This is a genomic window from Leptolyngbya sp. Cla-17, from assembly GCF_016807185.1.
Taxonomy (GTDB): domain Bacteria; phylum Cyanobacteriota; class Cyanobacteriia; order Leptolyngbyales; family Leptolyngbyaceae; genus ULC077BIN1.
The window spans coordinates 1,006,909-1,032,215 of record NZ_JAEVYN010000002.1 but is presented as its reverse complement, the minus strand read 5'-3'; the positions used below and the strand labels follow the sequence as shown (position 1 = coordinate 1,032,215).

The 25,307-nt window shown below is 46.9% G+C and carries 21 protein-coding genes; 9 read left to right on the top strand and 12 right to left on the bottom strand.

All coding sequences use genetic code 11. From position 1 onward, the window contains the following. From JOY44_RS15900 to JOY44_RS15880, 5 genes are all read right to left on the bottom strand, one after another. Positions 1-357, bottom strand: a complete 357-nt coding sequence (locus JOY44_RS15900) for a CU044_2847 family protein (protein WP_203032035.1) — start codon at positions 355-357, stop codon at positions 1-3. A gap of 164 nt (positions 358-521) precedes the next feature. After that, the gene (locus JOY44_RS15895) at positions 522-1,625 is read right to left on the bottom strand and encodes a hypothetical protein (protein ID WP_171574624.1); all 1,104 of its coding nucleotides are present in this window, start codon (positions 1,623-1,625) and stop codon (positions 522-524) included. Continuing rightward, on the bottom strand, positions 1,622-3,043 hold the full coding sequence (locus JOY44_RS15890; protein WP_171574623.1) for a DUF2079 domain-containing protein: 1,422 nt from the start codon (positions 3,041-3,043) through the stop codon (positions 1,622-1,624). Before JOY44_RS15890 ends, JOY44_RS15895 begins: the two co-directional genes overlap by 4 nt. 23 nt (positions 3,044-3,066) lie before the next feature. Then, positions 3,067-4,491, bottom strand: a complete 1,425-nt coding sequence (locus JOY44_RS15885) for a DUF2079 domain-containing protein (RefSeq protein WP_197985482.1) — start codon at positions 4,489-4,491, stop codon at positions 3,067-3,069. Beyond that, positions 4,488-5,063 (bottom strand): DUF2854 domain-containing protein, encoded by a 576-nt coding sequence (locus JOY44_RS15880; protein WP_171574622.1) that lies wholly within the window; start codon positions 5,061-5,063, stop codon positions 4,488-4,490. Before JOY44_RS15880 ends, JOY44_RS15885 begins: the two co-directional genes overlap by 4 nt. 105 nt (positions 5,064-5,168) lie before the next feature. Here JOY44_RS15880 and JOY44_RS15875 point away from each other — a divergent pair, with 105 nt between their 5' ends. The 4 genes from JOY44_RS15875 to JOY44_RS15860 all read left to right on the top strand — a co-directional run bounded on the left by JOY44_RS15875 (position 5,169) and on the right by JOY44_RS15860 (position 12,937). Next, a complete protein-coding gene (locus JOY44_RS15875; protein WP_171574621.1) occupies positions 5,169-5,432 on the top strand; it encodes a hypothetical protein in 264 nt (87 codons plus the stop codon). A 153-nt stretch (positions 5,433-5,585) separates the two neighbouring features. Next, positions 5,586-5,774 (top strand): hypothetical protein, encoded by a 189-nt coding sequence (locus JOY44_RS15870; protein ID WP_171574620.1) that lies wholly within the window; start codon positions 5,586-5,588, stop codon positions 5,772-5,774. A gap of 259 nt (positions 5,775-6,033) precedes the next feature. Then, the gene (locus tag JOY44_RS15865) at positions 6,034-10,134 is read left to right on the top strand and encodes a caspase family protein (RefSeq protein ID WP_171574619.1); all 4,101 of its coding nucleotides are present in this window, start codon (positions 6,034-6,036) and stop codon (positions 10,132-10,134) included. Between the two features lie 82 nt (positions 10,135-10,216). Further along, a complete protein-coding gene (locus tag JOY44_RS15860) occupies positions 10,217-12,937 on the top strand; it encodes a C1 family peptidase (protein ID WP_171574618.1) in 2,721 nt (906 codons plus the stop codon). A 211-nt stretch (positions 12,938-13,148) separates the two neighbouring features. Here JOY44_RS15860 and JOY44_RS15855 read toward each other — a convergent pair whose 3' ends face one another. From JOY44_RS15855 to trpS, 3 genes are all read right to left on the bottom strand, one after another. Then, positions 13,149-13,700 (bottom strand): Dps family protein, encoded by a 552-nt coding sequence (locus JOY44_RS15855; RefSeq protein ID WP_171574617.1) that lies wholly within the window; start codon positions 13,698-13,700, stop codon positions 13,149-13,151. Positions 13,701-14,193: 493 nt separating this feature from the next. Continuing rightward, positions 14,194-15,099: a methylenetetrahydrofolate reductase gene (locus JOY44_RS15850; RefSeq protein ID WP_171574616.1), complete on the bottom strand. Its 906-nt coding sequence runs from the start codon at positions 15,097-15,099 to the stop codon at positions 14,194-14,196. Between the two features lie 154 nt (positions 15,100-15,253). Next, complete coding sequence (gene trpS / locus JOY44_RS15845; protein WP_171574615.1) at positions 15,254-16,261, bottom strand: tryptophan--tRNA ligase; 1,008 nt, start codon at positions 16,259-16,261, stop codon at positions 15,254-15,256. Between the two features lie 119 nt (positions 16,262-16,380). Between trpS and JOY44_RS15840 the strand changes: the two genes are divergently transcribed. Further along, positions 16,381-16,545: a hypothetical protein gene (locus JOY44_RS15840; RefSeq protein ID WP_171574614.1), complete on the top strand. Its 165-nt coding sequence runs from the start codon at positions 16,381-16,383 to the stop codon at positions 16,543-16,545. 4 nt (positions 16,546-16,549) lie between these two features. On the opposite strand, the gene JOY44_RS15835 is transcribed toward JOY44_RS15840, so the two are convergent. Continuing rightward, positions 16,550-17,131: a hypothetical protein gene (locus JOY44_RS15835; RefSeq protein WP_171574613.1), complete on the bottom strand. Its 582-nt coding sequence runs from the start codon at positions 17,129-17,131 to the stop codon at positions 16,550-16,552. 491 nt (positions 17,132-17,622) lie between these two features. On the opposite strand from JOY44_RS15835, the gene ppk1 reads away from it, so the two are divergent. After that, on the top strand, positions 17,623-19,785 hold the full coding sequence (gene ppk1, locus JOY44_RS15830; protein ID WP_171574612.1) for a polyphosphate kinase 1: 2,163 nt from the start codon (positions 17,623-17,625) through the stop codon (positions 19,783-19,785). A 113-nt stretch (positions 19,786-19,898) separates the two neighbouring features. On the opposite strand, the gene JOY44_RS15825 is transcribed toward ppk1, so the two are convergent. After that, positions 19,899-20,987, bottom strand: coding sequence for a S66 peptidase family protein (locus JOY44_RS15825; protein ID WP_171574611.1), 1,089 nt, complete (start codon positions 20,985-20,987; stop codon positions 19,899-19,901). A gap of 10 nt (positions 20,988-20,997) precedes the next feature. Between JOY44_RS15825 and JOY44_RS15820 the strand changes: the two genes are divergently transcribed. Next, the gene (locus tag JOY44_RS15820; protein WP_197985481.1) at positions 20,998-21,612 is read left to right on the top strand and encodes a DUF1003 domain-containing protein; all 615 of its coding nucleotides are present in this window, start codon (positions 20,998-21,000) and stop codon (positions 21,610-21,612) included. 148 nt (positions 21,613-21,760) lie between these two features. Then, the gene (locus JOY44_RS15815; RefSeq protein WP_171574609.1) at positions 21,761-23,239 is read left to right on the top strand and encodes an alpha-amylase; all 1,479 of its coding nucleotides are present in this window, start codon (positions 21,761-21,763) and stop codon (positions 23,237-23,239) included. Positions 23,240-23,318: 79 nt separating this feature from the next. Here JOY44_RS15815 and JOY44_RS15810 read toward each other — a convergent pair whose 3' ends face one another. Continuing rightward, entirely contained in the window at positions 23,319-23,909 is a 591-nt protein-coding gene (locus JOY44_RS15810) for a flavodoxin family protein (protein WP_171574608.1), read from the bottom strand. Between the two features lie 111 nt (positions 23,910-24,020). On the opposite strand from JOY44_RS15810, the gene JOY44_RS15805 reads away from it, so the two are divergent. Beyond that, positions 24,021-24,383 carry a winged helix-turn-helix transcriptional regulator gene (locus JOY44_RS15805; RefSeq protein ID WP_171574607.1) on the top strand — a complete coding sequence of 121 codons (363 nt, stop codon included), beginning with the start codon at positions 24,021-24,023 and terminating at the stop codon, positions 24,381-24,383. 93 nt (positions 24,384-24,476) lie between these two features. Here the strand turns inward: JOY44_RS15805 and JOY44_RS15800 are convergent, their stop codons facing one another. Beyond that, positions 24,477-25,232: an SDR family NAD(P)-dependent oxidoreductase gene (locus JOY44_RS15800; protein WP_171576033.1), complete on the bottom strand. Its 756-nt coding sequence runs from the start codon at positions 25,230-25,232 to the stop codon at positions 24,477-24,479. Positions 25,233-25,307 lie beyond the last annotated feature (75 nt).

The following is a 25,307-nucleotide window of genomic DNA, read 5'->3' as shown; positions in this document are numbered from 1 at the left end:
TTAGGGTGAGGGCGAAGTCGGCGGCACAGCTTTGGGTGGAAAGGTACACTTCACAGAAATTTCCAGGTTGCTTTCGGCTGACCCTTCGGTGATGTAGGGAACACCCGCTTTACCGCCCAGTTTTACGCCAAATTTAAGATTGACTTCCTGCACGTCTGCTACCCCAAAGTCGCGAAAGGCGCTGACGGCTTGGATCGCGCATGTACGAATCATTAAGCGAGTTCGATTCATCTGGTCGATCACGTCTTCCACAGGTCCATAGCGCTCATACTCGTCGTTGGTGGGCGGCTCTTTCGGTGTGGCAGTCGTATTGTACACCTGGCCATCCACCTCAAATGCCAAATACTCTTCTTCCATAGGTTCCTTTTGCCAGTGAATCATGTCTGCAAAGACGCGAAATCCTACTTCTAATTGGAGATCTGTCTAAACTCCATGATGTCATGCATCCGAGGCTTTACGGTCTATCTCTTTATCCTGAAGATCAAGAGCAGAGATAAAGAAGGCAGAAATTAAGTAAATGGTCAATAAGACCATCTGCCAAGTGCATAGCTCCAAGTCACTGAGTAGTTTAGGACAATCATCAGCGTCAAAGAAATAATCTTGAACCAGGTGGGGAACTGGGATAGGCGATCGCCCAAAACAAACCAAACAGAAAATAACACCGCACCGTAGCGAAACGTATTAATCAACTCACCCCCCGAAAGAATAACTCCCAAAGATAAGGCAGTGTAAAGAGCAAGGGGACGAGACACCCGCCACAGCAACACGGTTCCGCCAATCAAAAGTCCATAAACGGCATGATGAAGGAGGGAACCTAACTTTGTATTTTGCCAAGGGTTACCAAACCACAACGTTTGTAGCATCGAGAACCAAGATGTAGCGTGGCTCCAGTTTGACCGCGCCTGTATCGATTGCCAAGGATTGCCCGTTTGCCAATATTGATACAGAGGAAATAGCAGCATAATTGCGATCCCACCTAAGCAAATCAAAATGAAATGGCGTACTTGATCCCTGCGATCGCGTGGGTGGGTAGCAACAATTAGCGCGACGCAAAGAAGAACAAAAAATCCCTGGTTGCGGGTTAGCCCCGCCAGTCCAGCTAAGATCGTTGCCACTCTCGGTTTTTGGAAAACTGCAGCAGCAAATGCAAGATAAGACAGCAGAAGAAACAGAGATTCGGTATGGTGCGAGTGAAAAATGAACGACCCTGGCGAATACAAAAACAGCAACCAACCCCAATAAGTCTTGGGCAGTAGACCCGCTTGGATTGCTTCAGAATTTTTTTGTGAAGATTGCAAGCAAACCACTACTGCCAGCCACCCCAAAAAAATTAACGACGACAGCAGTGTGCCTACAACCTGGGGCACTGCCAACAATCCCGTTACCAATGCCCACCATCGAACCAGCAGTGGATAGAGCGGGAAAAAAGCCCAATTTGGACCCTGATAGCCTTGGGTTGCAATGATGCTGTAATGCTCTGCATCCCAATGGTTTAATAGCGTTAGCCAGGATATACCTTGTGTATGAGAGATCGCCAACCAAATCAACCCCTGTTGCAACCAAACCGCGATCGCTAAACCTGGGTAAAGAAAAGTGCGCTTTGCAATCCAGTTAGACCCAATCATTTCACTCCACAACTATTTTGGAACAGAAAAACATCATCTTGCTGAAAACTAAGTTGAAAACAAGGATTTTTCTTTGCCTGATTCACTAAATCTAAAACAATTTCAGGAGTGCTTAATCCTCCAGGATGACGCTGATTCAACAGCAAATAGTAGTAGTTTTCTAACCTCACATCTGTCGTCTTGCTGACGACATTGATCGTGGAACGATGGCTCAAATGGGGCGTCAGAGCAGCTGGAGCTAAAACAGAGTTTTCAGTAGTGACATGGGCGATCGCGCTGCGGGTTGCCTGCCAGGTACTCAGCTTACTCAGGTAGCGAGTGCCAAATAAATGCCACTGTCCCAGCGCCATAAACGCCACCAGCGACCACAGCACAATGGTTTTGGGGCGCTGAATCCAAGTGTCGTCTGCTGCTAAAGAAGCAATCACCACTAGCAGCATAAATGGCAGAATGGGCAGGGAATATTGATGCACTAAGTTTTTTTGTACTTCCTTTTCAGACAGCAGATTCATCGCTAATTGCGGAACTGCCGCCACCAAAGGCGCGAAATGGCGTGGAGCCAATCCCCAGGCCAGGGGAACGCACAGAATCACTAGATAACCGAGGTTACTGAAAGTCATCACTCGCCGCAAAACCACATCTGGTTTAAGCACTAAATTTAAGGCGATTTCGGGAATGGAGTTGCCCAATTCAGCATAGAGCGCTAATCCCAACACGCCAGCAGTCTGAAAATACGGCAAAATCACATGAGTTGCTAAATAAAACCAGACTAACCCCGCGACAAAAGCGATCGCGCCATACAGGGGTCTTTTCTCAAACACAATCAGCCACACGCCCATTGCCGCGACAGTTAACGCTAGGGCATCTCGACAACCCAGCGCAACCACAATGCAGATTACAAAGCCCAACAGGAGATCGGCGCGTGCCAGCCAAACGGCTGTCAGGATCAACGGCAAAGCAATCACTTCAGGATGAAAGTCAAACAAATTCAGGTTAAAGATCAGGGGATAGAGCAAGTAGGCGGTAGCGATCGCCAATGCCTGCTGTTCCCTTAATCCTGCTTGCTTTGCCAGATGGTAAGTTGGCAAAACTCCTAGCGCTAGAGAAAGAGCCTGCACTGCAAACAACCAATGCACATTCGGGTAGAGCCAGTACAAGCCTGCCAGAGGATAAAAGATCCAGGCGGCATGGTCGCCCAGAATATGTACCCCAATGATGGAAGAAATGGGTGGCAATCCTCGACTCAGTAAATAGAGCGGTTGATCAAAAATGCCTAAATCCCAGGCATTGGAATGAAATAATCCATGTCGCAGCGTGCTGCTTGCCAAAAAAATCGCCGCGCTGACTATGAGCAGCCCTAGCAGCGATCTCGTTGGCACAAAAGTTTTCAAATGGTTTTTTACAGTCAAATTACCCATAAGTTCCTTCAGTATGGGCTCTTTCAGCGAGTAAATAAGTACACGCCATCTTGTTCCACTAAAGGCTTAAACCGAGCATCGCGCTGGAGCCGATCAACTAAGCCCTGCTGAAGGCTGGGAGTGCTTGCCCAACCGGGATGGCGCACATTCAGCAGCACTTCATCAAACTGCCCTAAGTCAATGGATTCTGTGCCTGCGATCGCCAACTTAACCATTGGGCGATGGGTTAGATGAGGTGCTATGAATGCTGTGGTCAAAAGGCGGCTTTGGGGCTGAACGTAAGTGATAGCGCTCCGGGTTGCCTGCCAGGTATCTAAGGAGTTAAGGTAGCGATCGCCAAAATAGCCAAACTTTGCTAGCGCCAAAAAGCCAATTAACGAACAAAGAAAAATTCCCCGCTGACTTTGTACCAACCCTCTTCCATCTGCAAGTGCCGCAATGATTGCCACCATCAGAAACGGTAGCGCTGGCAGAGAATACTGATGCAACAAATCCTTTTGGGTTTCCAGCGTGCTAAGCAGATTCAGCAGTAGGGTGGGAACAATCGCGATTAGCGGTGCCAGATGGCGCAGCGATAAACCCCAAATAACAGGTAAAAATATTAGGCAAAGATATTGCAGATTGGGCAGGGTGAATAGAGCGGATAAAACCAAATTGGGTTTTAAGAATAAATTCAGGACAATTTCCCCGACCGAACTGCCCAGATAGTCAAATCGGGCAACCGAGATCACACCACCTGGCGGGAAGGAAGGAATGAGGATCTGTGTGGCAAACAGAAACCAGCCGCCGCCTAGTATCAGCGCGATCGCGCCACACTTCAGCCTCTTCTCAAAGAGCCACAGCCAAAAACCCATGGCAAACACCGTCAGCGATAGGGCATCGCGACAGCCCAAAATCAGGATTAGGCACAAAACAAACCAGCCAATTTGATTGCGCCTTGCCGCCAAAATAGAGGTCAAAACCAGCGGCAGAGCAATCACCTCTGGATGAAAATCAAATAGATTCAGGTTAAAAATTAATGGATGCAGCAAATAAGCCGCCGTGATTGCGGTTGACTGACCGTTTTTTAGTCCAGCCTGACGCGCTAAATGGTAAGTAGGCAAAGCACCGATCGCCAGCGCGATCGCTTGAATCGCTAACAACCAAAACACCGAAGGATAAATTTTGTACGGGAGCGCCACAAAGTACATAATCCAATCCGCGTGTCCGCCTAAAAAGTGATAGCCCCAAAAGGAAATCACAGGCGGCAACCACTGGCTCAGCAGATAGGCTAGCTGATCAAAATAGCCAAGATCATAAGCCGTGGAGTGAAACAATCCATGCCGAATGCTACTGCACAGAAATAAAATCACTGTACTCACTACAATCATTCCAGCCAGCATGTGGCTATCTGCCGACTGAAGCCAGCGAAGCAGCGGTAACTTTGGACGTTGTAGGGTTTTGCTCATGCCGCCACAGGAGCTTCGCTGATTTGAGGAGTGGAAATTAAAGCGACCTCCACCAATTCATCATCGAGGGCATTTACTTCTACTCGAACGCCAGGACCAAAAAAGCTCGTCAGTTTTTGTTCTTTATCTTTCCAGGCTTGGGCAGGGAAAAACGGTGACTCAAATTGCAGCACCAGCGTGTAGGCTCCGTCAGTTTCCTCTTCCCGAATATTCTGCAACATGGGACATTCTTCATCAGTAGGGCTGAGCTTCAATGCTTTGAGGGAGGTATCCAGATGAGCACGTTGCCCATAGCGAAACCGGGTCACATCTTTACGGATCTGGGTTTGAGTGGCAGTGGCTTGGCGATCGCGCAGTGCCACGATTGATTCAGAGGTCGGCTGAGAGTATGGAGCAGGTTCTAGCTCAGAAGCTTTCAGCGCCAAGCCACCCAGCAAAATAGGAATTCCATAGAAAAAACCCACCAAATTGAGGGTGGCATTATCGAGAATAAAGTAGGCAACAAAGCCGAGGATGGTTAGAATGCCACCGACCACTAACCCCACCATTCCCAAGGAAATTTGACGTAGCATAGAATTACAATCAGTCGCGCTATAAATCACTTGTCAGCTTTTATTATCCCTGACTCCTGAACCGCATCACCGTCGATTGGTGAATCAAGTTTTACGGATTGAACTATGACAACGGCTAAAGATGATCATCGGCAGACTTCTAAAGAACGGATTTTAATGGAGCAAATCAATTCCCTCAAGCGGGAAGATGAAATGTTGCAGAATATTTTAGCGGTGGATGTTTGGGCGATCGCAAAAACAATGGATGAATTTCATCCCGGCTTTTGGGCTGCATTTATGAAAAATCGCGAACAAGCCCTCAAGCGATTTATGGATGAAGTCATTAAAGCTAAACCTGTGGATGTAAAACGTCCCCCATTTTTGCGCTAGCCCAAATGTCGTTGGCGAATGGCGAGGTTGAATGCAGAACTTAAAATTCACGACTCACAACTTTCCTCCACATTTCGCACTGCCTAATTCCTGCGCCTACCGTAAAATTAAGTTTGCATAACCAGTCGATATTCAAGAGGCAAAGAAACGTTCATGTTAGATCCGCAAGCGATGCGAGAGCAAATTACTCAGATTGAGGGCAAACGTGAGTTTTTAGTAAAACTCTTGGAACAGCCCAACTTAGGCACCTTAAGAATTGATGTGAATCAAGCGATAGAGGAAATGGATGACTTGATTGATGAGTTTAAGCGTACTTTCCCTTATGACGCTATGGGGAATTAATTTCACCCCTCGCACAGTTCTCATACGCCTAAAGTACAGCCCTCTCCCCAAAGGAGAGGGAGTAAGTCTTTCAGATCATTCTTCCTAGGGAAAAGAATTGAGGACGACTGTATACTTTCACGCTTATATCTTGATTTAGCACCGCCCAAATTAGTTACCCATTACGTCAATTTAGAAAAGTTTCATTAATTTTCTTGGCGTGCGGAAAAAGCCTGTGCCTGAATGAGGTTAATCCTAACCTTATCGTCGCTTCTACCCAATGGCTCAGCGCTACGCCCTTATCATTGGTATCTCCAGCTATCATCGCTCCGTAGGAAACTTAACTAAACCCGCCACGGATGCTCAAGCCGTTGCCCAGTGCTTGCGGCACCACGGCGGTTTTGAAGTCACGCTACATACCGAAACCCTGACTCTAGAAGCTTTGCGGCAAGCGCTGAAGCGGTTTTTGCTAGATCAGGCGAAGGGCAACGATGCGCTAATTTATTTCACTGGACACGGTATTTTGTCAGAAAGCACCACGGGATACCGAGAAACCTTTCTGGCAGCGTCTGATACTGAAATCATCCGGCAGGCTGGAAAGCCAATGGAGCCGCTTTACATCTTGCCCTTTGGCGAATTGAATAGCCTGATTCAACAATCCAATCTCAGCAGTTTGGTGTTGCTGCTGGATTGTTGTCACAGTGGCGATATGCTGGAGCGCGATCCGGTGGAACGGGCGTTATCTGCGTTTAATTCCACTCAGCGTAACTACTGTTTCATTACCGCTTGCCGCAGCTTTGAAGAATCTCGCGCTAAACGCAGCGAGCAGCACAGCCTGTTTACGGGTGCACTGCTGGAAGCTCTGGCTGCCCCCAGCCGCCCTGAAGATGGGTCAACCATTACCAGCGGGCTGCTGTTTTATCGCCTATCCCAAAGCCTAAAGGGATCGGGTCAGGAAGCGCTACATTTGGGCTGGGGCAATGATATTGCGATCGCCACCTATCCTCCCGTCAAATCAGCCGACTCCGCACCAAAACTCAATCTGCATAATCCTTATATTGGTCTGGCATCCTTTGATGCCGCTACAGCCCAGTACTTTCATGGTCGCGAACAGTCAGTACGGGCATTGCAGGCACGATTACTCAATTGTCGAGTGCTGACCGTTTTTGGTCCGTCTGGCTGCGGTAAGTCTTCGTTGATTAAGGCGGGATTGCTGCCAGCACTTCAGTGTGACCCAATTTTTGACGGTAGCACTTGGGAAGCAAAAGTCATTACTCCCACGGCACAGCCATTGACTGTTTTGCGTGACTTGTTGAATCAGCCGCCCAAACCATTCGTTTTATTTATTGACCAATTTGAGGAACTGTTTACCCTTTGTGAAGATGAAGCCGAACAGCGGGATTTCATTCGCCTAATCGGAGAGTCGGTGAGTCGGATGGATCACCTGAAGCGCTTGATTATTGCAATTCGAGGCGACTTTTTGGATCGTTGTGCCAAAATTCCTGAATCGGCGGCGTTGATCAACCGAGAGAACGAATTGACGACCTATATGGTCACCCATCTGTCGAATAGCGAAATGGCAGCGGCGATCGAGCGTCCAGCGGCACAACACGAGGTCACGTTTCAAGTGGGGCTGGTGCCTCAAATGATTGCGGATGTTGGAAATGAACCCGGTGCTTTGCCGCTGTTGCAATATGCCCTAACCAAACTCTGGGAAGTTTGCATCAAACCCGATATGGCTGTGCTAACTGAAGCAGGCTATACCCAAATTGGCGGCGTACAGGGTGCTTTGCAGCAACGCGCTGATCAGCTTTACCGCAACCTGCATCCCGACGATCAAGCCTTTGTGCAGCAATTGCTAATAGAACTGGTACAACTGGGCGAAGGGCAAGAAGTGACTCGCCGCAAAGCAAGCTGGGAAAAGCTGCGGGAGACGCGATCGCCTGCCCAACTGAGCCGCATTATTGAACAGCTAACCAAGGAACGGCTGATTGTTACCGACGAAAAAACCGTTGAAGTTGCCCACGAAGCGCTGCTGTCGCAATGGTCGTTACTCAAAAACTGGATCGATGAAAACCGCGAAAACATCCGCCTTAGCCGCCATCTGGAAAGCGATTGCCACGAATGGCAGGAGAAAAATCAATCAGAGGATTACTTACTCTCTACTGGTCGCCTTGCCGCAATCCAGGAATGGGTGGAAAAGGCGCAGCCAAAACTCACCCATACAGAAACCGACTTTTTGAATCAGAGTATTGAGAAACGCGATCGCGATCGTCAATCAGAAATTCGGTTGTATCGGAGAGTGGCGATCGGAGGCGTTGCCGCTGCTCTCTGTATTACTGCTGTTGCGACGCTTGCTGGAATGCAATGGCGCATTGCTGATAAAGGTCAGATCGAAGCCCTGGCAACCTCTTCTAAAGCCACATTTAACCTTAACCGCAACTCCTTCGATGCCTTGATTGAAGCCCTCCAAGCAGCGGAACTGCTGCAACAATCCACCTGGTTTAAGAATGACCCTGAACTCCAAACCAAAGTGATGGAATCACTTGCTCAAGCAACTTACTGGGTGCGAGAAAAAAATCGGCTTGAGGGACACAACAACTATGTTTACGGTATTGCTTTCAGCCCTGATGGACAGTTGATTGCCACTGCTGGTTATGACAAGGTGGCTAAATTGTGGAGTGTTGATGGCAAAGAGTTATTGACATTGCAGGGACACGAACAAGGGGTGACTGACGTTAGCTTCAGCCCCGACGGAAAATTAATTGCTACCGCTAGTGAGGACAAGACCGCAAAGCTATGGAGTCGAGATGGCAAGAATCAAGCAACATTGAAGGGACATACAGGTTCAATCTGGAGTGTTAGTTTCAGCACAGATGGTAAGTTGATTGCTACTGCTAGTGGAGACAAAACAGTCAAGCTATGGTCATCAACTGGACAAGATAGAGGAATTGTTTTAAAAGGGCACGATGGAGTAGTCTATAAAGCTGTTTTCGATGCTGATGGCACGATCGCCACTGCTAGCGAGGACAAAACCGCCCGACTTTGGGATCAAAACGGCAAACTGATTCGGGTCTATAAAGGACACACAGGAACGGTCTATAGTGTTCGATTTATTGACCAGCAAACGATCGCCACCGCTAGTGCGGACAAGACGGCAATTCTCTGGAATCGACAAACAGGCAAACCCATTCACGTTTTGAAAGGGCACACTGATGGGGTGCGAGATATTGCCCTCAGCAAAAACAGTCAGTTAATTGCGACTGCTGGCGACGATGATGTAGTCAAGCTTTGGAGTCGAGATGGGATTTTGCTAGAAACACTTCAAGGGCACAACTCTAGAGTCCAGAGTGTCAATTTCAGCCCAGATGGCAAATTTTTAGCATCAGTAAGCAACGACAAAACAGCTAGATTGTGGCAGATTCAACCCCCGATCCGACTCCTCGGTAAATTCGATTCTCCAGTTTATCAAGTTAGCATTAGCCAAGATGGTAAAACCTTCACTGCCTTGTCCCAAGATGGAGCTAAAGTTTGGAGCCGAAACGGAGAATCGTTAGCATCTTGGCAAGACAACCTACCAATTTATGCAGTTAGTCTCAGCCCAGACGGCAAAATAGTCGCGACGGGCAGCGGCAAGCAAATTAAACTTTGGAACTCCAATGGTCAACTTCGTCAGGTTCTTGGCAAGCATGATGGGCTTGTTCTGAATACCAGTTTTAGCAAAGATGGTCAGGTTATCGCTACAACGGGTGTAGACGCTATCGTCAAATTTTGGAGTCGAGACGGAAAGCCTTTAGCCGCATTAAAGGCTCATGACCAACCCATCTATAAAGTTCAATTCAGTCCTGATGGAGAGGTTTTTGCTACTGCCAGCTTAGGCGGTAGCGTCAAACTTTGGAACCGCGAAAGGAAGCTATTACACACATTAGAAGGACACAAAGCCGCAGTTTATGATGTCAGCTTCAGTCCAAATGGACAGATTTTAGCCACTGCTAGCGAGGACAATACAGTTAAGGTGTGGAGCCGAGAAGGAAAGTTATTACATACTTTGCAGGGGCATCAAGCAGGAGTTGGAGGAGTTAGCTTCAGTCCTGACGGTAAAATTGCGACTGGCAGTGACGATCGCACGGTCAAGCTTTGGACTAAAGATGGCAAATTGCTCACAACTCTGGTGGGTCATCGTGAACCTGTCAACTCAGCCAGGTTTAGTCCCGATGGCAAAGCATTAATCACAGCAAGCTCAGATGGGACTGTGCTGTTGTGGGATGTAAATGACCTTACTTTAGAAGGGCTAATTCAGCGAGGATGCAATTGGATGCATGATCACATAAACAGCAATCAAAAATCACTCAAACAGGTCTGCCGGAGCTTTAGGAAATAATCATCTGATAGTAACGAGTGATATAAAACTCAGGTTCAATTTCAAGCCAACTTGACCAATAGAAAAGTAAGGACTAAAGATCATGAGCAATAACTCAGAGCAAAAAAATATAGATTGGAAGAAGAAAGGCTTAGGTTGGATACCAGACTATCCAGATTTGAAGGATTATCGTTTAGCCTCTAAAGATATCTACGCTGAAGAAGGCAGGCTGAAAAAGGCTGACTCTATAGAAGATATTGAAACTTTGGCAGACACACTTGGTAAACTTGTTGGTTTGCTAGTGGAAGCCGTTGAAGAAAAAGGACATAGATCGTCACAATCTCCAAAGTCTCAAGCGCTTAAAGCCGCAAATGAAACCCTTAAACGATTCAACAAAGATATTTTTGGCGATGTCGCCTTTTTAAGCGTAAGTTCCTATATTAAATTTAGCAAAGGAGCCAAATTCACAACGCCGTTTGCCAATGAAAGAGATTTTATCTATGAAAGCGATTTCGACAAACGAATTTTTGAGCTAAAAAGTTGTCTTTATTTCCTTTTTCAAACCGTTATTCGTCAAAAGCATCTTTATAATGATGAGCAAGAAGAATTAAGTAAGAAGTATGGAGGCAGTGATAGTGAGTCAACCAAGTTAATTGAATCAGTAAAGGTTGCAAGTCTAGAAAATAAGCTACTGCAAAGACCAGGCGACACTCTGAGTTGGTTAAGAAGTAAAGCTTTTGATAAATTTGAAGATAATAAGGACGGTGAAAAGCGTCAAAACAGTAAGGATTTTACTGTGGATTTAGTGATCCTATTTCAATTTTGTGCGGAGATTGCTGTTGATGGTGTTGTTGGACTTGAAACCTATACGACTTTGGATAAGTATCTTAGGGTTTTCTCGGAAAAGAATAATTTTGAGAAAGACAAGCATTCACAAGAAGTAAAAAGATTTATAGGTCGTTACATCTATGCATTGAGAATAGATTCTGAGAATCAGAGCCAAAAAAGCAAGCCGTCTCAAGAGTTACAAGAGAAAAAGATAACAGAGGAAGGGGGAAAGCAAGTAGCATTTTTAGTTGAATATCCTCAAGACTATCAGCCGAATTCGATTATTAGGCTTGTTCCCGTCCCCCCGCCAATGTCTAACGAGGTTTTTGATGTCATCCTTGCCAAGATAAAGAGCTGGGTCGGGGAACAACTTAATGAGAAGGATTCAGATATTAAGGATTCAGATATTTTTGAAAAAGCTTATTTGGAGGGATTAGGGGCTAAAGAGAATTCAAGCATTTTTGAGGAGATTTTCAAGGGGTTTGGTGAACCTAACCAAAAACTGGTTAATAAGCTGGTTGAGGAGTTTTTTCAACCTAAAGCGAGTGAATTAGGGGGAGAAATGCAGGAAGAAGAGATAAACATCGCTCCATTCATTCGAGTATTTCAAGATGAATTTTCTGTAATTGAGCCTATTTTCTCCTGTGTTCTGAAATTACTTTACCCATTGGCAGGTTTTCGCAATCAAAAACTGAAGGACGTAATTGGGAACGGACTTGATAAGTTTAAAGCGATCGTTAAAAGGAAAAATCCAAACTCACGAGAGGAGATGCTACCTGGAGCATTAGATCGCGAGACAGCCATTAATGCAGTTTGGGCTGTAGACCAGTGGATTACATCTGAGGTCATCCCCAAGATAAGAGAGGCAAAAGACAAAACGCGGTCAGTAGAAGAAATTTTTGATAAAAAGAGGACTTTATGCTTCTACTTTTTCATGAGAAAACTTGTTAAGTTGTTTTATCCCGAAATAGACAGCAAATATAAGGATGCGCCTAACATTTTTGATAAACAGGAAGCCTTTGAAATTTGCAGACCTATAAGTGCCAGTTTGGGAATCGGAGATCAGCCTAAACCTGACAAGCATGACAATGACCAGGACTTTTTTAGAGTTCCCAAATTACAGATGCCTTTGAGTAGTAGCCTGATTGACAGATATATAAGCCCGGATAAACGTTCAAGTGAACCGAAAAAGCCTCCTAAGCTGTTTCTCTTTCTACCTGGAGTTGTTGATCTTAGCCTGTGGTGTTCTGCCATTGAGGATCAAGGTGCACTTAACTCCTGTACTGCTTTTGCTGGAATTGCCTTGCTGGAATATTTTATGAATAGAAGTTCGGGCAAGTATACAGATGTCTCGCCGCTGTTTCTGTATAAAGCCACTCGTGACTTAATGAATCTGACTGGAGATGTCGGGGCATCAGTGCGAGAAATGATGAAAGCAATGGCACTGTTTGGTGTGCCGCCCGAACAACATTGGTCGTATGACGAAACGAAAGTGGATGATGAACCGCCCCAATTTTGCTACTCCTACGCTCAAAACTATCAAGCGCTAAAATACTTTCGGCTTGATTATGCTGGCATCTCTAAAGAGGTTTTGCTATTTCAAATAAAAGCCGTGATTGCGGCGGGTTTCCCCTGTGTATTTGGACTGACAATGTATACTTCTGCTTACGAAGCTACAAACATTGAGCAAGGAATCATCCCCTTTCCACATCATGAAAGAGACCGAGTGGTTGGTGGACATGCGGTAGTCGCGATCGGCTACGATAACTATAAGGTGATTCAACGCCTTGATCGCCAAGAACCCTCTACTGGCGCAATTCTAATTCGGAATTCCTTTGGTGCCGATTGGGGGCAGGATGGTTACGGTTGGTTGCCTTATGATTATGTGCTGGCTGGACTGACCGCAGACTGGTGGTCGCTACTGAAATCTGAGTGGTTCAATGAGAGCTTTTGGCAGGGAGGCGGTTCAGGAGAGACTATTTGGGGTCCAAAATGAAAATAGCTGACGACTGAATACCTGTCTATAAGCTCAATAGGTAATCCGTACGATCTCCTCTTTCAAATCCTGAAGTTGCTATTGCCCAGTAGCACCTTGAAGAATCAAGCCACGATCGCATTCCTAATTTCAAACACCGGGCGATCTGTAAATGAATTGGAAGTGCGATCGCGTTTTTTCTAATTAGAAGCGCGATCGCTGTTGGTGGAAATTAATTATTGGTAACGACGTAAGCGAAGGTTAGACTATCTTTAGCCAAAAAATGCGCTAGATGAAAAGCTCGATCTTCCGTTTCCAACAAAATTTGTTCATACAGTAACCGAGTCGCGCGATCGCCCAAACTTTCTGCCTGTCCGGCTTGCCGACGTAGCAAATTAATCACCGCTTGTTCCGCTTGCAAATCGTGCTCCACCATTGGACGGCAAGCATACTCACCATCTGGTTCTGGCGTGAAGCAGCACAACTCGGCAAGCTTAGCAAAACTAGCAACCGGAACGCCCCCTAAACCATTTAAGCGTTCGCCAATTTTATGAACGTAGCCTTGCACCTGTCCATAGCTTTCGGCAAAGAACTCGTGAAGGGAATAAAACTCAGCGCCTTCAACGACGAAATGATGCTTTTGATATTGCAGATAAAGCGCTTGAAAACTTGCTAATGCAAGATTCATCCCTTCAATAATCGGCGTTGTCACCGAATGCTCAAATAATATCGGATTATCAACAACCTGGTCAAAAGCACGGATAGGAGTTTGAATTTCAGACATTTTTTCTTCCTTGAGTGTATCTAGCGTTTTCAATAACGAGCAGTATTGATAATGTATCACGCTAAAATCAGTCGTCAACGGAAAGCTTTTGACTTATCTAGAAAGCTTGTCAATAGGAGAGTCAAATCTGCGATCGATGCCTGATTGAAAACGCTAAAACCTTCATCCACAAGCACATACAAATAAACTCAGACATTTAGATGAAAAGTACTAAATCACTAAGTTTCTCACTTAAAAAGTGGCTCACTTGGAAAAGGATAGGAGTTTATCAAAGAGATAGTCTTCGACTAAGTTTTTATCCAAAAGAACAAAACGATTTACGACGATGATTTATTTCGCATGGGGGTAGACAACAAGCTGCGTTATGCAAAGTTGAGCACAGATTATTGCAAATATGCCTGTTGTATAGAGCGATCGCTGATCTACACAACAGGCAGATGTACCTTTAATATTTGTGCAAGGTGCAGAGTGCTTTTCTATTAGTCCCTGCCCCTTACTCCAACGGTGCAATGCCCGCCAAATCAAGAATTTGTGGAATCAAATCTTCTCGCTTGACTGCCATCATGTGAACGCCTTGACAGAGTTCCCGCGCTAGCCGCACCTGTTCAGCAGCAATGACCACGCCTTCGTGGAGGGGGTCGGCAGCGGCACCTAAGCGATCGATGATCTCGTCAGGAATGTGCACACCAGGAACACAGCGGTTAATAAACTGGGCATTCTTAGCTGATTTGAGCAGAAAAATGCCTGCCAAAACTGGCTTATTGGAACCGACAGCCACTTGGGTCATGAACTTTTCGAGGCGATCGAAATCGGAGATTAACTGGCTCTGAAAAAACTGCGCCCCTGCCGCAAGCTTGCGTTCAAATCGGCGCTGTAGCCCTGACCAACTGCCACACTGAGGATCGACCGCAGCACCAACCAATAAGCTCGTCGCGCCGTCGGGCAGCGGCTTATCGTTAAAATCTAGTCCCTCATTGAGCTTATGGATAAGATTGAGTAAGCGAACCGATTCTAATTCAAACACAGGGCGAGCAGTGGGATGGTCACCTGCTTTTACTGGGTCACCTGTGAGCGCCAAGATGGTGTGAATGCCCAATGCGTGAGCGCCCATCAAATCAGCTTGCAGCCCAATCGCATTGCGATCGCGACAGGCAACCTGGCAAATTGCCTCCACGCCATGCTGCTGCAAAATCACCGATGCCGCTAGCGACGACATTCGCAGCACTGCCCGACTGCCATCGGTCACATTCACCCCATGCACACGACCTTTCAGCAGTTGAGCCATAGACAGCATGTGCGTCGGGTCGCCTCCTTTGGGTGGGGTAACCTCTGCCGTAATCAGAAACTCACCGGACTGAATTGCCTGATGAAAAGATGAAAGAGAAGATGAACTAAGCATTGATGTAATACGGTAAGGCGTTGCAACAGCGATCGCTTTCTATCAGCGTAGCTGTTAGTTTACACAGCATAAGTAGCAGCAGAGAATTCTTATTGGAATTGCTAACGAATGCAAAAAACATCAATTTGCTGAGTCATTGCAGACATAACTTTGATCAAAGCGGTAGGGAAAAACCAAGGGCTTGTTTAGTTTTGAGCAGAGTTTGATTGGCGATCGCGCTGGCTTTTTCTTTGCCATCGTGCAGCACCGATTCCAAGTAACCTTGATCGTTGATAATCTCATGGTACTTATCTTGGATGGGTTTGAGGTGCGAGATCGCAGTTTCCGTCAGCAGCGGTTTGAACTGTCCCCAGCCCATCTCCGCACATTCTGCCGCCACATCCTCCTTTGATTTACCCGACATCAACTGATAGAGCGTCAGCAAATTGTTGCACTCTGGACGCTCTAGATCACCAAATACCAGACCCTTCACCGGATCAGTCTTGCACTTTTTGATCTTGGTTTGAATCACATCCGATGAATCGAGCAGGTTGATTCTGCTAAGGTCTGAAGGATCAGATTTAGACATTTTTTTAGTACCATCGGTCAAGCTCATCACTCGCGCACCCTGTGCCAAAATTAGCGGGGCAGGCGATTTGAGGACGGGCTGACCCTGACCAAACTGATGATTGAAGCGATCGACAATATCGCGGGTCAACTCAATATGCTGCTTTTGGTCTTCACCCACAGGCACTTTATCTGCGTCGTACAGCAAAATGTCTGCTGCCATCAACACCGGATAGTCCAACAAGCCCACGCCGACATTCTGCCCCTGCTTCACAGCTTTTTCTTTGAACTGAATCATGTCTTGCAGCCAGTTCAGCGGGGTAATGCAGTTCAACAACCATGCCAGTTCACTGTGAGCAGAGACATGGGATTGAACAAAAATTGTGGAGTGTTGCAAATCAATGCCACAGGCAAGATAGAGCGCGGCAATATTCAACGTGTCAGCTGCTAAGGTTTTGGGGTTGTGAGGCGCAGTGATGGCGTGCAAATCAACCACACAGAAAAAATTGTCGTACTGGCTTTGCCCTTCAACCCAGTTCCGAATAGCTCCTAAATAGTTACCCAAGTGAAGATTGCCCGTTGGCTGAACCCCGGAAAGAACACGCTGTTTCGTCATGACGCTGGTCAGTAAATGTGCTTTGTAAGAAGCCTGATTGAGGTGATATGCCAAGAAAGACCAAGTGAAATGTTGCTGACACCACTTAGCCTAAGTGAATAAGTTAGCCTACTTCAATTATGTCGCACCCGAATACTCAAGCGCAGGCCATAGTGCTGCAAGATTATCTGCGATCGCACAAAGACTCGCATAGTCATCGGGCGATCGCGCTTTCACCTTGGCAGATAGTTATTTTGAGTTGCACCAAGCCTAGTTGTATTGAGTGCAACCTGACCAGTCGCTGAATTTTTAAGCGGATGGTTTCTTACGGGATTGTGTAGAAGCAGGCTTCTTCGCTGAAGCAGTATTAGATTTCGTTGAGGACTGTTTTACCGTTGATTCATCATCGGCTTTAGTTTTTGCTGCCGACGCTTTTTTCGCTTGGGGTGCTTTTTCACCCGTCTCCGACTCAGTTTTTTTAGCCTCACTCATCGATTCTTTAGCCGATGTTTCCGCTAGCTTAGAAGGCTGAGCTTCTAGTTCTGCACCTGCTGATTCGACTGCCTGATTTTTCCGTCCTCGACGAGTTCCAACTTTAGCAGCGGCTTCCTTTTCTTTGTTGGCGCGGCGCTTGCCTGAGGGCACATAATTTTTGAGGGTAAACGCACTAATTTTGATGCCTTTTTCGGTCAACATTTCTGCCAACTCAAAATAGGTATAGCCTCTAGAAAGCGCTGCTCTTAGAGGTTCACGTAGCTGATCGATCGCCTCTCTCAAAGACAAATCTTCTTTGGGTTTTTCAGGCAACGATTGCAAAAAAGCGCTTGTGTTTCCAATAGATGCTTGCTTAACTGCTACTGTCTTCGATCGTTTCTCAGCTACTTCTACCATTGTTGATGCCTAATTTTTAAGATTGGATTTCAATAATTGTATGCCCTTACTTCACAACTGTTGCAACAGCATTTCCAATTATTATCAAAATTGCATCAATGCGCATGATGACGGGTGAGAAATAAGATGTTTTCATTATTATTGAGCGAGAAGCCAACAGCGATTAGCGGGTCGCTATTAGCCAAAAGACTGGTTTCTAATTTTTTGAGATTTCTTTCTATTCGCACTCAAAATCAAGCTCCCCAATGATTTTTCTGAATGCTCTTGTCTGCTTGTTTTTCTATTCACAAGTTGAGGAGTTGAAGATTGCTAGCGTTTCTGTAGATTGCTGCATGAACGATTCGTGAAACGTTAGCGAAGCTTTTCACAGAACTCCCTATGGGAATCGTAAGCGCTCACCTGGTTGCGTTGTGCCGATAATGTGTCCGATTGAACTTTCCCTTTTTCCTTTATTTTGGGACTATCTTTAGCATCTATGCAAAAAAGAAATCATGTCCACGGCAAAAGAGACGGCATCTGAGACGGCTTTATCCGATTCTCAAAATTACTTTAGCCAAGAGCTAAGTTGGTTAAAGTTTAATGACCGGGTTCTCCAAGAAGCCCTCGATCCTCGCACCCCGCTGTTAGAACGGTTGAAGTTTTTAGCCATTTTCAGCTCAAATTTGGATGAGTTTTTTATGGTGCGAATTTCTGGTTTAATCGGTCAGGTCAATGCAGAAGTCAATCCACTTTCGCCAGATGGACGCAGCCCTCGACAGCAGTTGGACGCGATTACCGATCGCTTACGCCCCTCTGTGACACAGCAGCATCAGTTATTTGAACGCGAGTTGCGTCCCTTGCTAGCCGAAAAGGGAGTGTGCTTGATCAATTACATCGACCTCAGCAAAGACCAACGATTTTACCTACAGCGCTATTTTGAAGAAGGCGTTTTTCCCATCCTGACACCACTGGCGATCGACCCCAGCCATCCGTTCCCTCACATGTCAAACCTGAGTTTGAACTTGGCGGTCAGTGTCAAAGATCCAGAGAGTGGAAAAGAGAACTTTGCTCGTGTGAAAGTGCCCAACAGTTTGCCACGCTTCATCGTTTTGCCAGAGGAGTTGCGTCAACATGCAGGCAAATCGTGTGTGTGGGTCGGCATTCCATTAGAGCAACTGATTGCCCACAATTTAGAAATGCTGTTTCCAGGCATGGCAATCCAAGAGTTTGGGTTCTTTCGCATTACCCGTGATGCCGATTTAGAAGTCCAAGAATACGAAGCCGATGATTTGCTGGTGGCGATCGAACAGGAGTTGCGCACTCATCGCTTGGGTGGATCGGCTGTGCGGCTAGAAGTGCAAAAGGAGATGCCTGACTCTCTCAGAAAGCCTCTGGTGGAAGAGTTGGGCTTAACCAACAACAATGTCTATGAAATAGAAGGGTTGCTCAACTTGAAGGATTTGTTTGCCTTCATGGGATTGCCTTTACCAGCGTTGAAAGATGCTCCTTGGACGGCGGTGATTCCGGCTCGATTGAAGGCTGTGAATGAGTATGAAACAGAGTCAGCCTTTCAAAACAAGGACACTGTAGTTGATATCTTCTCGGTGATTCGAGAAGGTGATTTGCTGGTGCATCATCCCTATGAGTCATTCACTGCGTCGGTGCAGCGGTTTATTAGTCAAGCGGCTTATGATCCGCAGGTGCTGGCGATTAAGATGACGCTGTATCGCACTTCGGGAGATTCACCCATTGTGCGATCGCTGATTACCGCTGCTGAAAACGGCAAGCAGGTAGCAGTGCTAGTGGAACTAAAAGCCCGATTTGATGAAGCGAACAACATCACTTGGGCACGTAGTTTAGAAGGGGCGGGAGTAAATGTTGTGTATGGCGTAGCAGGGCTAAAAACCCACACTAAAATCGCCTTAGTCATTCGCCAAGAAGCAGGAAAACTGAAACGTTACGCCCACATTGGCACTGGAAACTACAATCCAAAAACGGCTGGACTTTATACCGATTTAGGATTACTGACCTGTTGCGAAGAACTGGGAGCCGATTTGACCGATCTAGCAAATTACTTAACGGGATATTCTCGCCAAACTGCGTACCGCAAACTGTTAGTGGCACCCGTAAACCTGCGCGATCGCATGAATGAGCTCATTCAACGAGAAACCAAAAATGCCCGCAGTGACAAACCTGCCCGGATTATTGCCAAAATGAATGCGTTGACTGATGTAGAGATTATCAAGAAACTCTACGAAGCCTCTCAAGCCGGAGTGGAAATTGATTTGATTGTGCGGGGGATGTGCTGCCTGCGTCCCGGCTTAAAAGGCATCAGTGAAACGATTCGGGTCGTCAGCATTGTTGGACGCTATCTAGAACATTCCCGGATTTTCTACTTTCATAATGAGGGTGCAGAAACAGAAGAAATATATATTGGCAGTGCAGATTGGATGACGCGCAACTTGGATCGCCGGGTTGAAGCCGTTACTCCAATTGAAAATCTCAAACTAAAAGATGAATTGAAAAATATTTTGGATGTTTTGCTAGCAGACAATCTCCAAGCGTGGGATCTGCATAGCAATGGAGACTATATCCAGCGTCAACCAGCCAAAGGCGAAGCAGCACGCTGCGCCCAAAAGATCTTTATGGAACGGGCATCAAAAGCCGCAAAATAGGCAGACGAAAAGGGAAGTGGCTCGGGCGATTTAAGGGTTTTGAGTTTTGAGTTTTGGGTTTTGAGTTGATATCTTTCTTTGCACTCCGCACTCCGCCTCTGCACTCCGCACTCTCAACTTGCGCGAACGGCGTTTTCATTGACCGTTAGGGTTTTAGCAGTAGCATCCAGCGTGGCGATCGCCCCAATCGGCAGCACGGCATTCTCGCGCACATGCCCAAACATCAGGTTATACAGGGTGGGTTTTTTCAGTGGCTCAAAGCGATCTCGCAGCACATTCTCCAGGCTGATGGTTTGCGGAAACGAGGCTTGGTATTCCTTGGGGTAACAATCCACAAACCGACCCAGGGCTATTCCGGCGGCGGCTTGCAGCTTTCCGGCTAGCCACAGTTGGGTCAACATGCGATCGATGCGATAAGGTTCCTCACCAATTTCTTCTAAAAACAAAATCTTACCCGTTGTATCAGGTTCAAACGGCGTGCCAATCAGGTTTGTAATCAGGGTGAGATTGCCGCCTACCAGTTGCCCTGTGGCTCGTCCTGGAAAGATGGTAATGAGGCGGTTGGTGCGTTCAATCGTGCCCGCTACCGAATTGGGTGGTTTCGCCACTTCACCGATCGCCCCAGTAGACATCATTGCGCGGCGAAAGTGTTCCATGGCGTAATCGCCCACACCTGTGAGTCCTGAAGAACCATGGAAGGTAACCAGTCCGGTTTTGCGGTTGATGCCGACTAGCAGCGCTGTAATGTCGCTGTGACCCACAATTACTTTGGGCGATCGCCGAATTTGCTCATAATCCAGCAGCGGCAAAATCCGGCTACAACCATAGCCACCCGAAAAGGTGACAATGCCGCGAACATCAGCCCGCCGAAACATCTCATTCACATCGGCGGCGCGTTGGGCATCGGTTCCTGCCAAATAGCCATTTTGGGCGGTAATATTGCGACCCAACACCACCTTAAAGCCATATTGCTCCATGGTTTCCTTGGCGATCGCAATCTCCTCTGGCTCGTAGGCATTGCTAGCAGGCGCGACCATGCCCACTGTATCTCCGGGTCGCAGTATGGGCGGCTTCAGCACGGAGAGTCCAGCAGTAGCATCATCAGGCATCGCAGCCGACAGGGCACCTGCAGCAATTCCTCCTGTGGTCACTTGTAAAAATTGACGACGGGAAGGACGATGACGAAACAAATCTAAAGTCATGAAAGGCTGTATGAATCATTCACCTAATCCTAAGACGAGACCAAAGAAAATTCTCACAGCACCTTTACCTGCTCCCGTCACCAAAAACATTGAAGCGATCCTCGCGATGCATAACCAGGAAGTTCGAGATCTGACTGCTCATCAACGAGTCATAGAAGCGATCGCCAAATTCTTTGGACAACCTGCATTCTTGTATGTTCTAGTCGCAGGGTTTGCGATTTGGATTACGGGCAGCCTTTTCAACCCAATCTTACCGTTCACTTTTCCTCCATTTCATTGGTCAGATCATGGTTTAGATGCGGCGGCTTTGTTGATCTCTACAGGAGTTTTAATTGAGCAGAGCCGAGAAGAAAATTTTGCAGAACAACGGACTCAGCTAATGCTGCAACTCAATCTACTATCGGAACAAAAGATTGCAAAGATCATTGCCATGCTGGAAGAACTTCGTACGGATCTCCCTGATGTGCGCGATCGCCACGATCCAGAAGCGACCATCATGCAAGAAGCAGCTGATCCAATCGCTGTCTTAAATGCGCTTCAAGAAAGTTTACAAAAAGAACTTGCTGAAGATGAGATAGCTGAGAAAACGGCCGAGCGATCGCCAAACGAAAACTTAGTATCCTAGCTTCCATTCTGAGCCACCGCTATACAGCATCTACCATTGGGTCGATGTTGTTATAGTCACTCGACAGATGTTCTGTTTCTTTTTTCTCATTTAAGATTACAAAGATATACAATTCAAACAATTTCTATCCTTAGTGAGGGCTGCGCTCGTGTCTGAGACAAACGGTGTGATGATGCAATATTTCCATTGGTATAGTCCAGGAGATGGAACCCTTTGGAATCAATTAGCAGAATCGGCTGAGGATTTAGCAAAAGCTGGAGTAACTTCTGTATGGTTACCCCCTGCTTATAAGGGCACAGGCGGCGGCATGGATGTGGGCTATGGAGTCTATGACTTGTTCGATCTGGGTGAGTTTGACCAAAAAGGCTCGGTCCGAACCAAATACGGCACTAAGGAAGAGTATCTCAATGCTATTAAGGCCGCTCAAAAAGTTGGGATTCGAGTGTATGCCGATGTTGTGCTGAATCACAAGTTAGGAGCCGATGCCGAAGAAGAAGCAGAAGCAACTCCCCTGGATACTGAAAATCGACATGAAGCAATCGGTGAATATCAAAAAATCAAAGCCTGGACTCATTTCACTTTTCCGGGTCGTGCAGGCAAATATTCAACGATGGAGTGGCACTGGTGGCATTTTGACGCGACCGACTACAACGCATATAACGGTGGTGAAAACGCTGTTTACCTACTCAAAGACAAAGAATTTGACAGCAACGTTGACTCAGAAAAAGGTAACTTCGACTATCTCATGGGTTGCGATCTGGATATGGATAATCCAGAAGTGGTAGGCGAGTTGAAATATTGGGGCGAGTGGTATGTAGACACCACGGGTGTAGATGGCTTCCGATTTGATGCTGTGAAACACGTTTCCGCTGAGTTTTTCCGGGAGTGGATGGATCATGTCAGTCACTATGCCAAGCGAGATCTCTTTGCTGTCGGTGAATACTGGTCTTATGACGTGGAAGCACTCCACAACTTCATCGAAACAACCGATGGCAAAGTGACGCTGTTTGATGCGCCTTTACACTACAATTTCCACGTTGCTAGCCAAGCGGGTAACGGCTATGATATGCGCCAAATTTTTGATAATACGTTGGTGAAGGATCAGCCGACTCTGGCGGTGACCTTAGTAGACAACCATGACTCTCAACCGCTGCAATCCCTGGAATCGGTAGTAGAACCCTGGTTCAAGCCGATCGCTTATGCTTTGATTCTGCTACGACGAGAAGGCTACCCTTGTGTGTTTTATCCTGACTACTACGGCGCTCAGTACAAAGACACGGGTAATGATGGCAATGAGCATGAAGTCTGGCTAGATAAACATCAATTCTTGCTAGATAAGCTGCTTCAGGCCCGACAAACCTACGCCTATGGCGAACAGTATGATTACTTTGACCATGCCAACACCATCGGCTGGACACGGCTAGGCGATGAAGATCATCCGGGCGGTCTGGCAGTAGTGGTCAGCAATGGTGATGAGGGCAGCAAGCATATGGAAGTGGGGCAGCCTGATCGCACTTATATTGACTTGACCGAGCATATTGATGAACCTGTAACAACGGATGAAAAAGGATGGGCGGAGTTTCGCTGTCCGGCTGGTTCTGTGTCAGTTTGGATTCCTCAAGCATAAAAACATCTAAGTTAAAAACCGCCTGTAGAGACGCAGAGTTTTGCGTCTCTACTTTTTAGGATCTTTTGGGAGGTGGCTTTTAGTGCCCATGCCAGCGCTGGGCTGCGATCGCAATCCGTTGACCATAATGCACAGCCGTTAGGCGATCGCCCGGCTCAATGGTAGCAGGCGCTCCACTCATATTAGGAGCGCTTTGTCCCATCACACCTAAAGAGGAACCCAAGCGGTTAACATTATCACCTTGATCCACTGAACCACTGGGCATCTCGCCTGTGCTGACCCACATCATGCTGTGCTGTGCGGCATTGATAGCTAGGTAAAGTAACGTTCCTTGCTTATCGCCGCTGAGAGAACCGGAATGGGTGAATCCACCTGCAATCTTGTCCTTCCACTGTTGGGCAAACCAGGCAGAACTGGCAGCATCTACAAACGCTTTAAACTGGGCTGCAACTCCACCCATGTAAGTTGGCGACCCAAACACGATCGCGTCTGCCTGAGCCAATTGTTCCAAAACCTGATCGTCTTTCCAGCGTCCATGGGTGATTTGTTCGCCAACAATACGGAATAATTGAACGCTCTCAGTCACCTTACTCGCACCTTCTGCGATCGCTTCAGCCATAAGATGGGTATGCCCGGAACCTGAAAAATAGACTACTGCGACGCTTGCCATAAAAACCTCGTGGAGCCTTGAGTTGGTAAACACCTCGATATTAAAAGGGCTACTTACTAAAGTAAAGTAGGTACTTTATAGTAACTATTAGGCACTTCTTAGTAACCAGTCATGGCTCATTCTTCTCAAGGTACTCATCCTTGCCCCGTCAGTCGATTGATGGCAGTCTTGTCCGGTCCCTGGACGATGTATATTTTGTGGGTATTATCGACTCAAGGGGCAACCCGATTTGGAGCTTTAAGGCGATTAGTGGAAGGGATTTCTACAAAAGTCCTAACAGAACGTCTCCGCTTGTTGGAGCAGGAAGGGATTCTGTATCGGCATTATGAACCAACCGTACCGCCTCAAGTTACCTATGGTTTGACAGCGCGAGGGCTAGAGTTATGCAGCGTACTGGATCAGCTAAACGTTCTAGCAGAAAGTTGGTATAGCACTCCGTCCAAACTGCCGCAGATGACAGGCGGAGCGACGTAACAAGCAAATCTTCATGTGAATCAGCGGAACTGCGTATCTGGGTCCGGTGCCAAGGAACAGTTTTCTGGGCAATGGCAACTTTTGAACGTTGGTTTACCAGGGCAAGCGATCGCCATTCCACGAAAAAAATTCGCCGCTGTCATTTTCTTGCAAGCCATCCATGACGGTCAGTAACTGCTGTACGGTGCGCTTAACTGAGAACAGCTTTTCGGGTGGCACATTGCGTTGAAACGGACGCGACAGCTCGGTGTCTGTAGTGCCGGGATGCAAGTTCACGACGATTGCCCGTGGGCAGGTGCGTTTATACTCAATCGCCACATTTCGCATGAACATATTCAGTGCCGCCTTAGACGCTCGATAGCCATACCAGCCGCCTAACTGGTTATCGCCAATGCTGCCAACCTTGGCAGAAATTGTTGCCAATAGCGCGCGATCGCGGTGTTTTAATAAGGGTTGAATGTGCTTTGCCAGCAGCACTGCACCAATGCTGTTTACCTGAAAATAATGCAGCAGTTGGTCAGCATTCAATTGACGCAGGCTTTTTTCAGGTTGCATAGTGCCGTCGTGCAGCACTCCAACGCAGTTGATTACATGGTGCAACGCTGATGTTTCTGCTTGGATTTTTTGCACCACTGCGGCAATTTGCGCTTCATCCATAATGTCTAGCGCTAGGCAATGCAGCCGTGGATCGTCGATCTGCAACAGCTCAGAATCCACGTTGCGATAGGTGGCATAGAGGCAATTCACGCGATCGCCTTCTAATAGCTGGCGCACAAATCCTAGCCCAATGCCTTGCCCTGCTCCAACCACCAATGCAATTTGCTGAGATTCTGATGCTTCCTGGTTCACAACTTCAAACTCATCCTGATTAAAAAATAAGAGGACTGGCAGCGCCAATCCCCTTCATAAGCTAACGTGCATTAT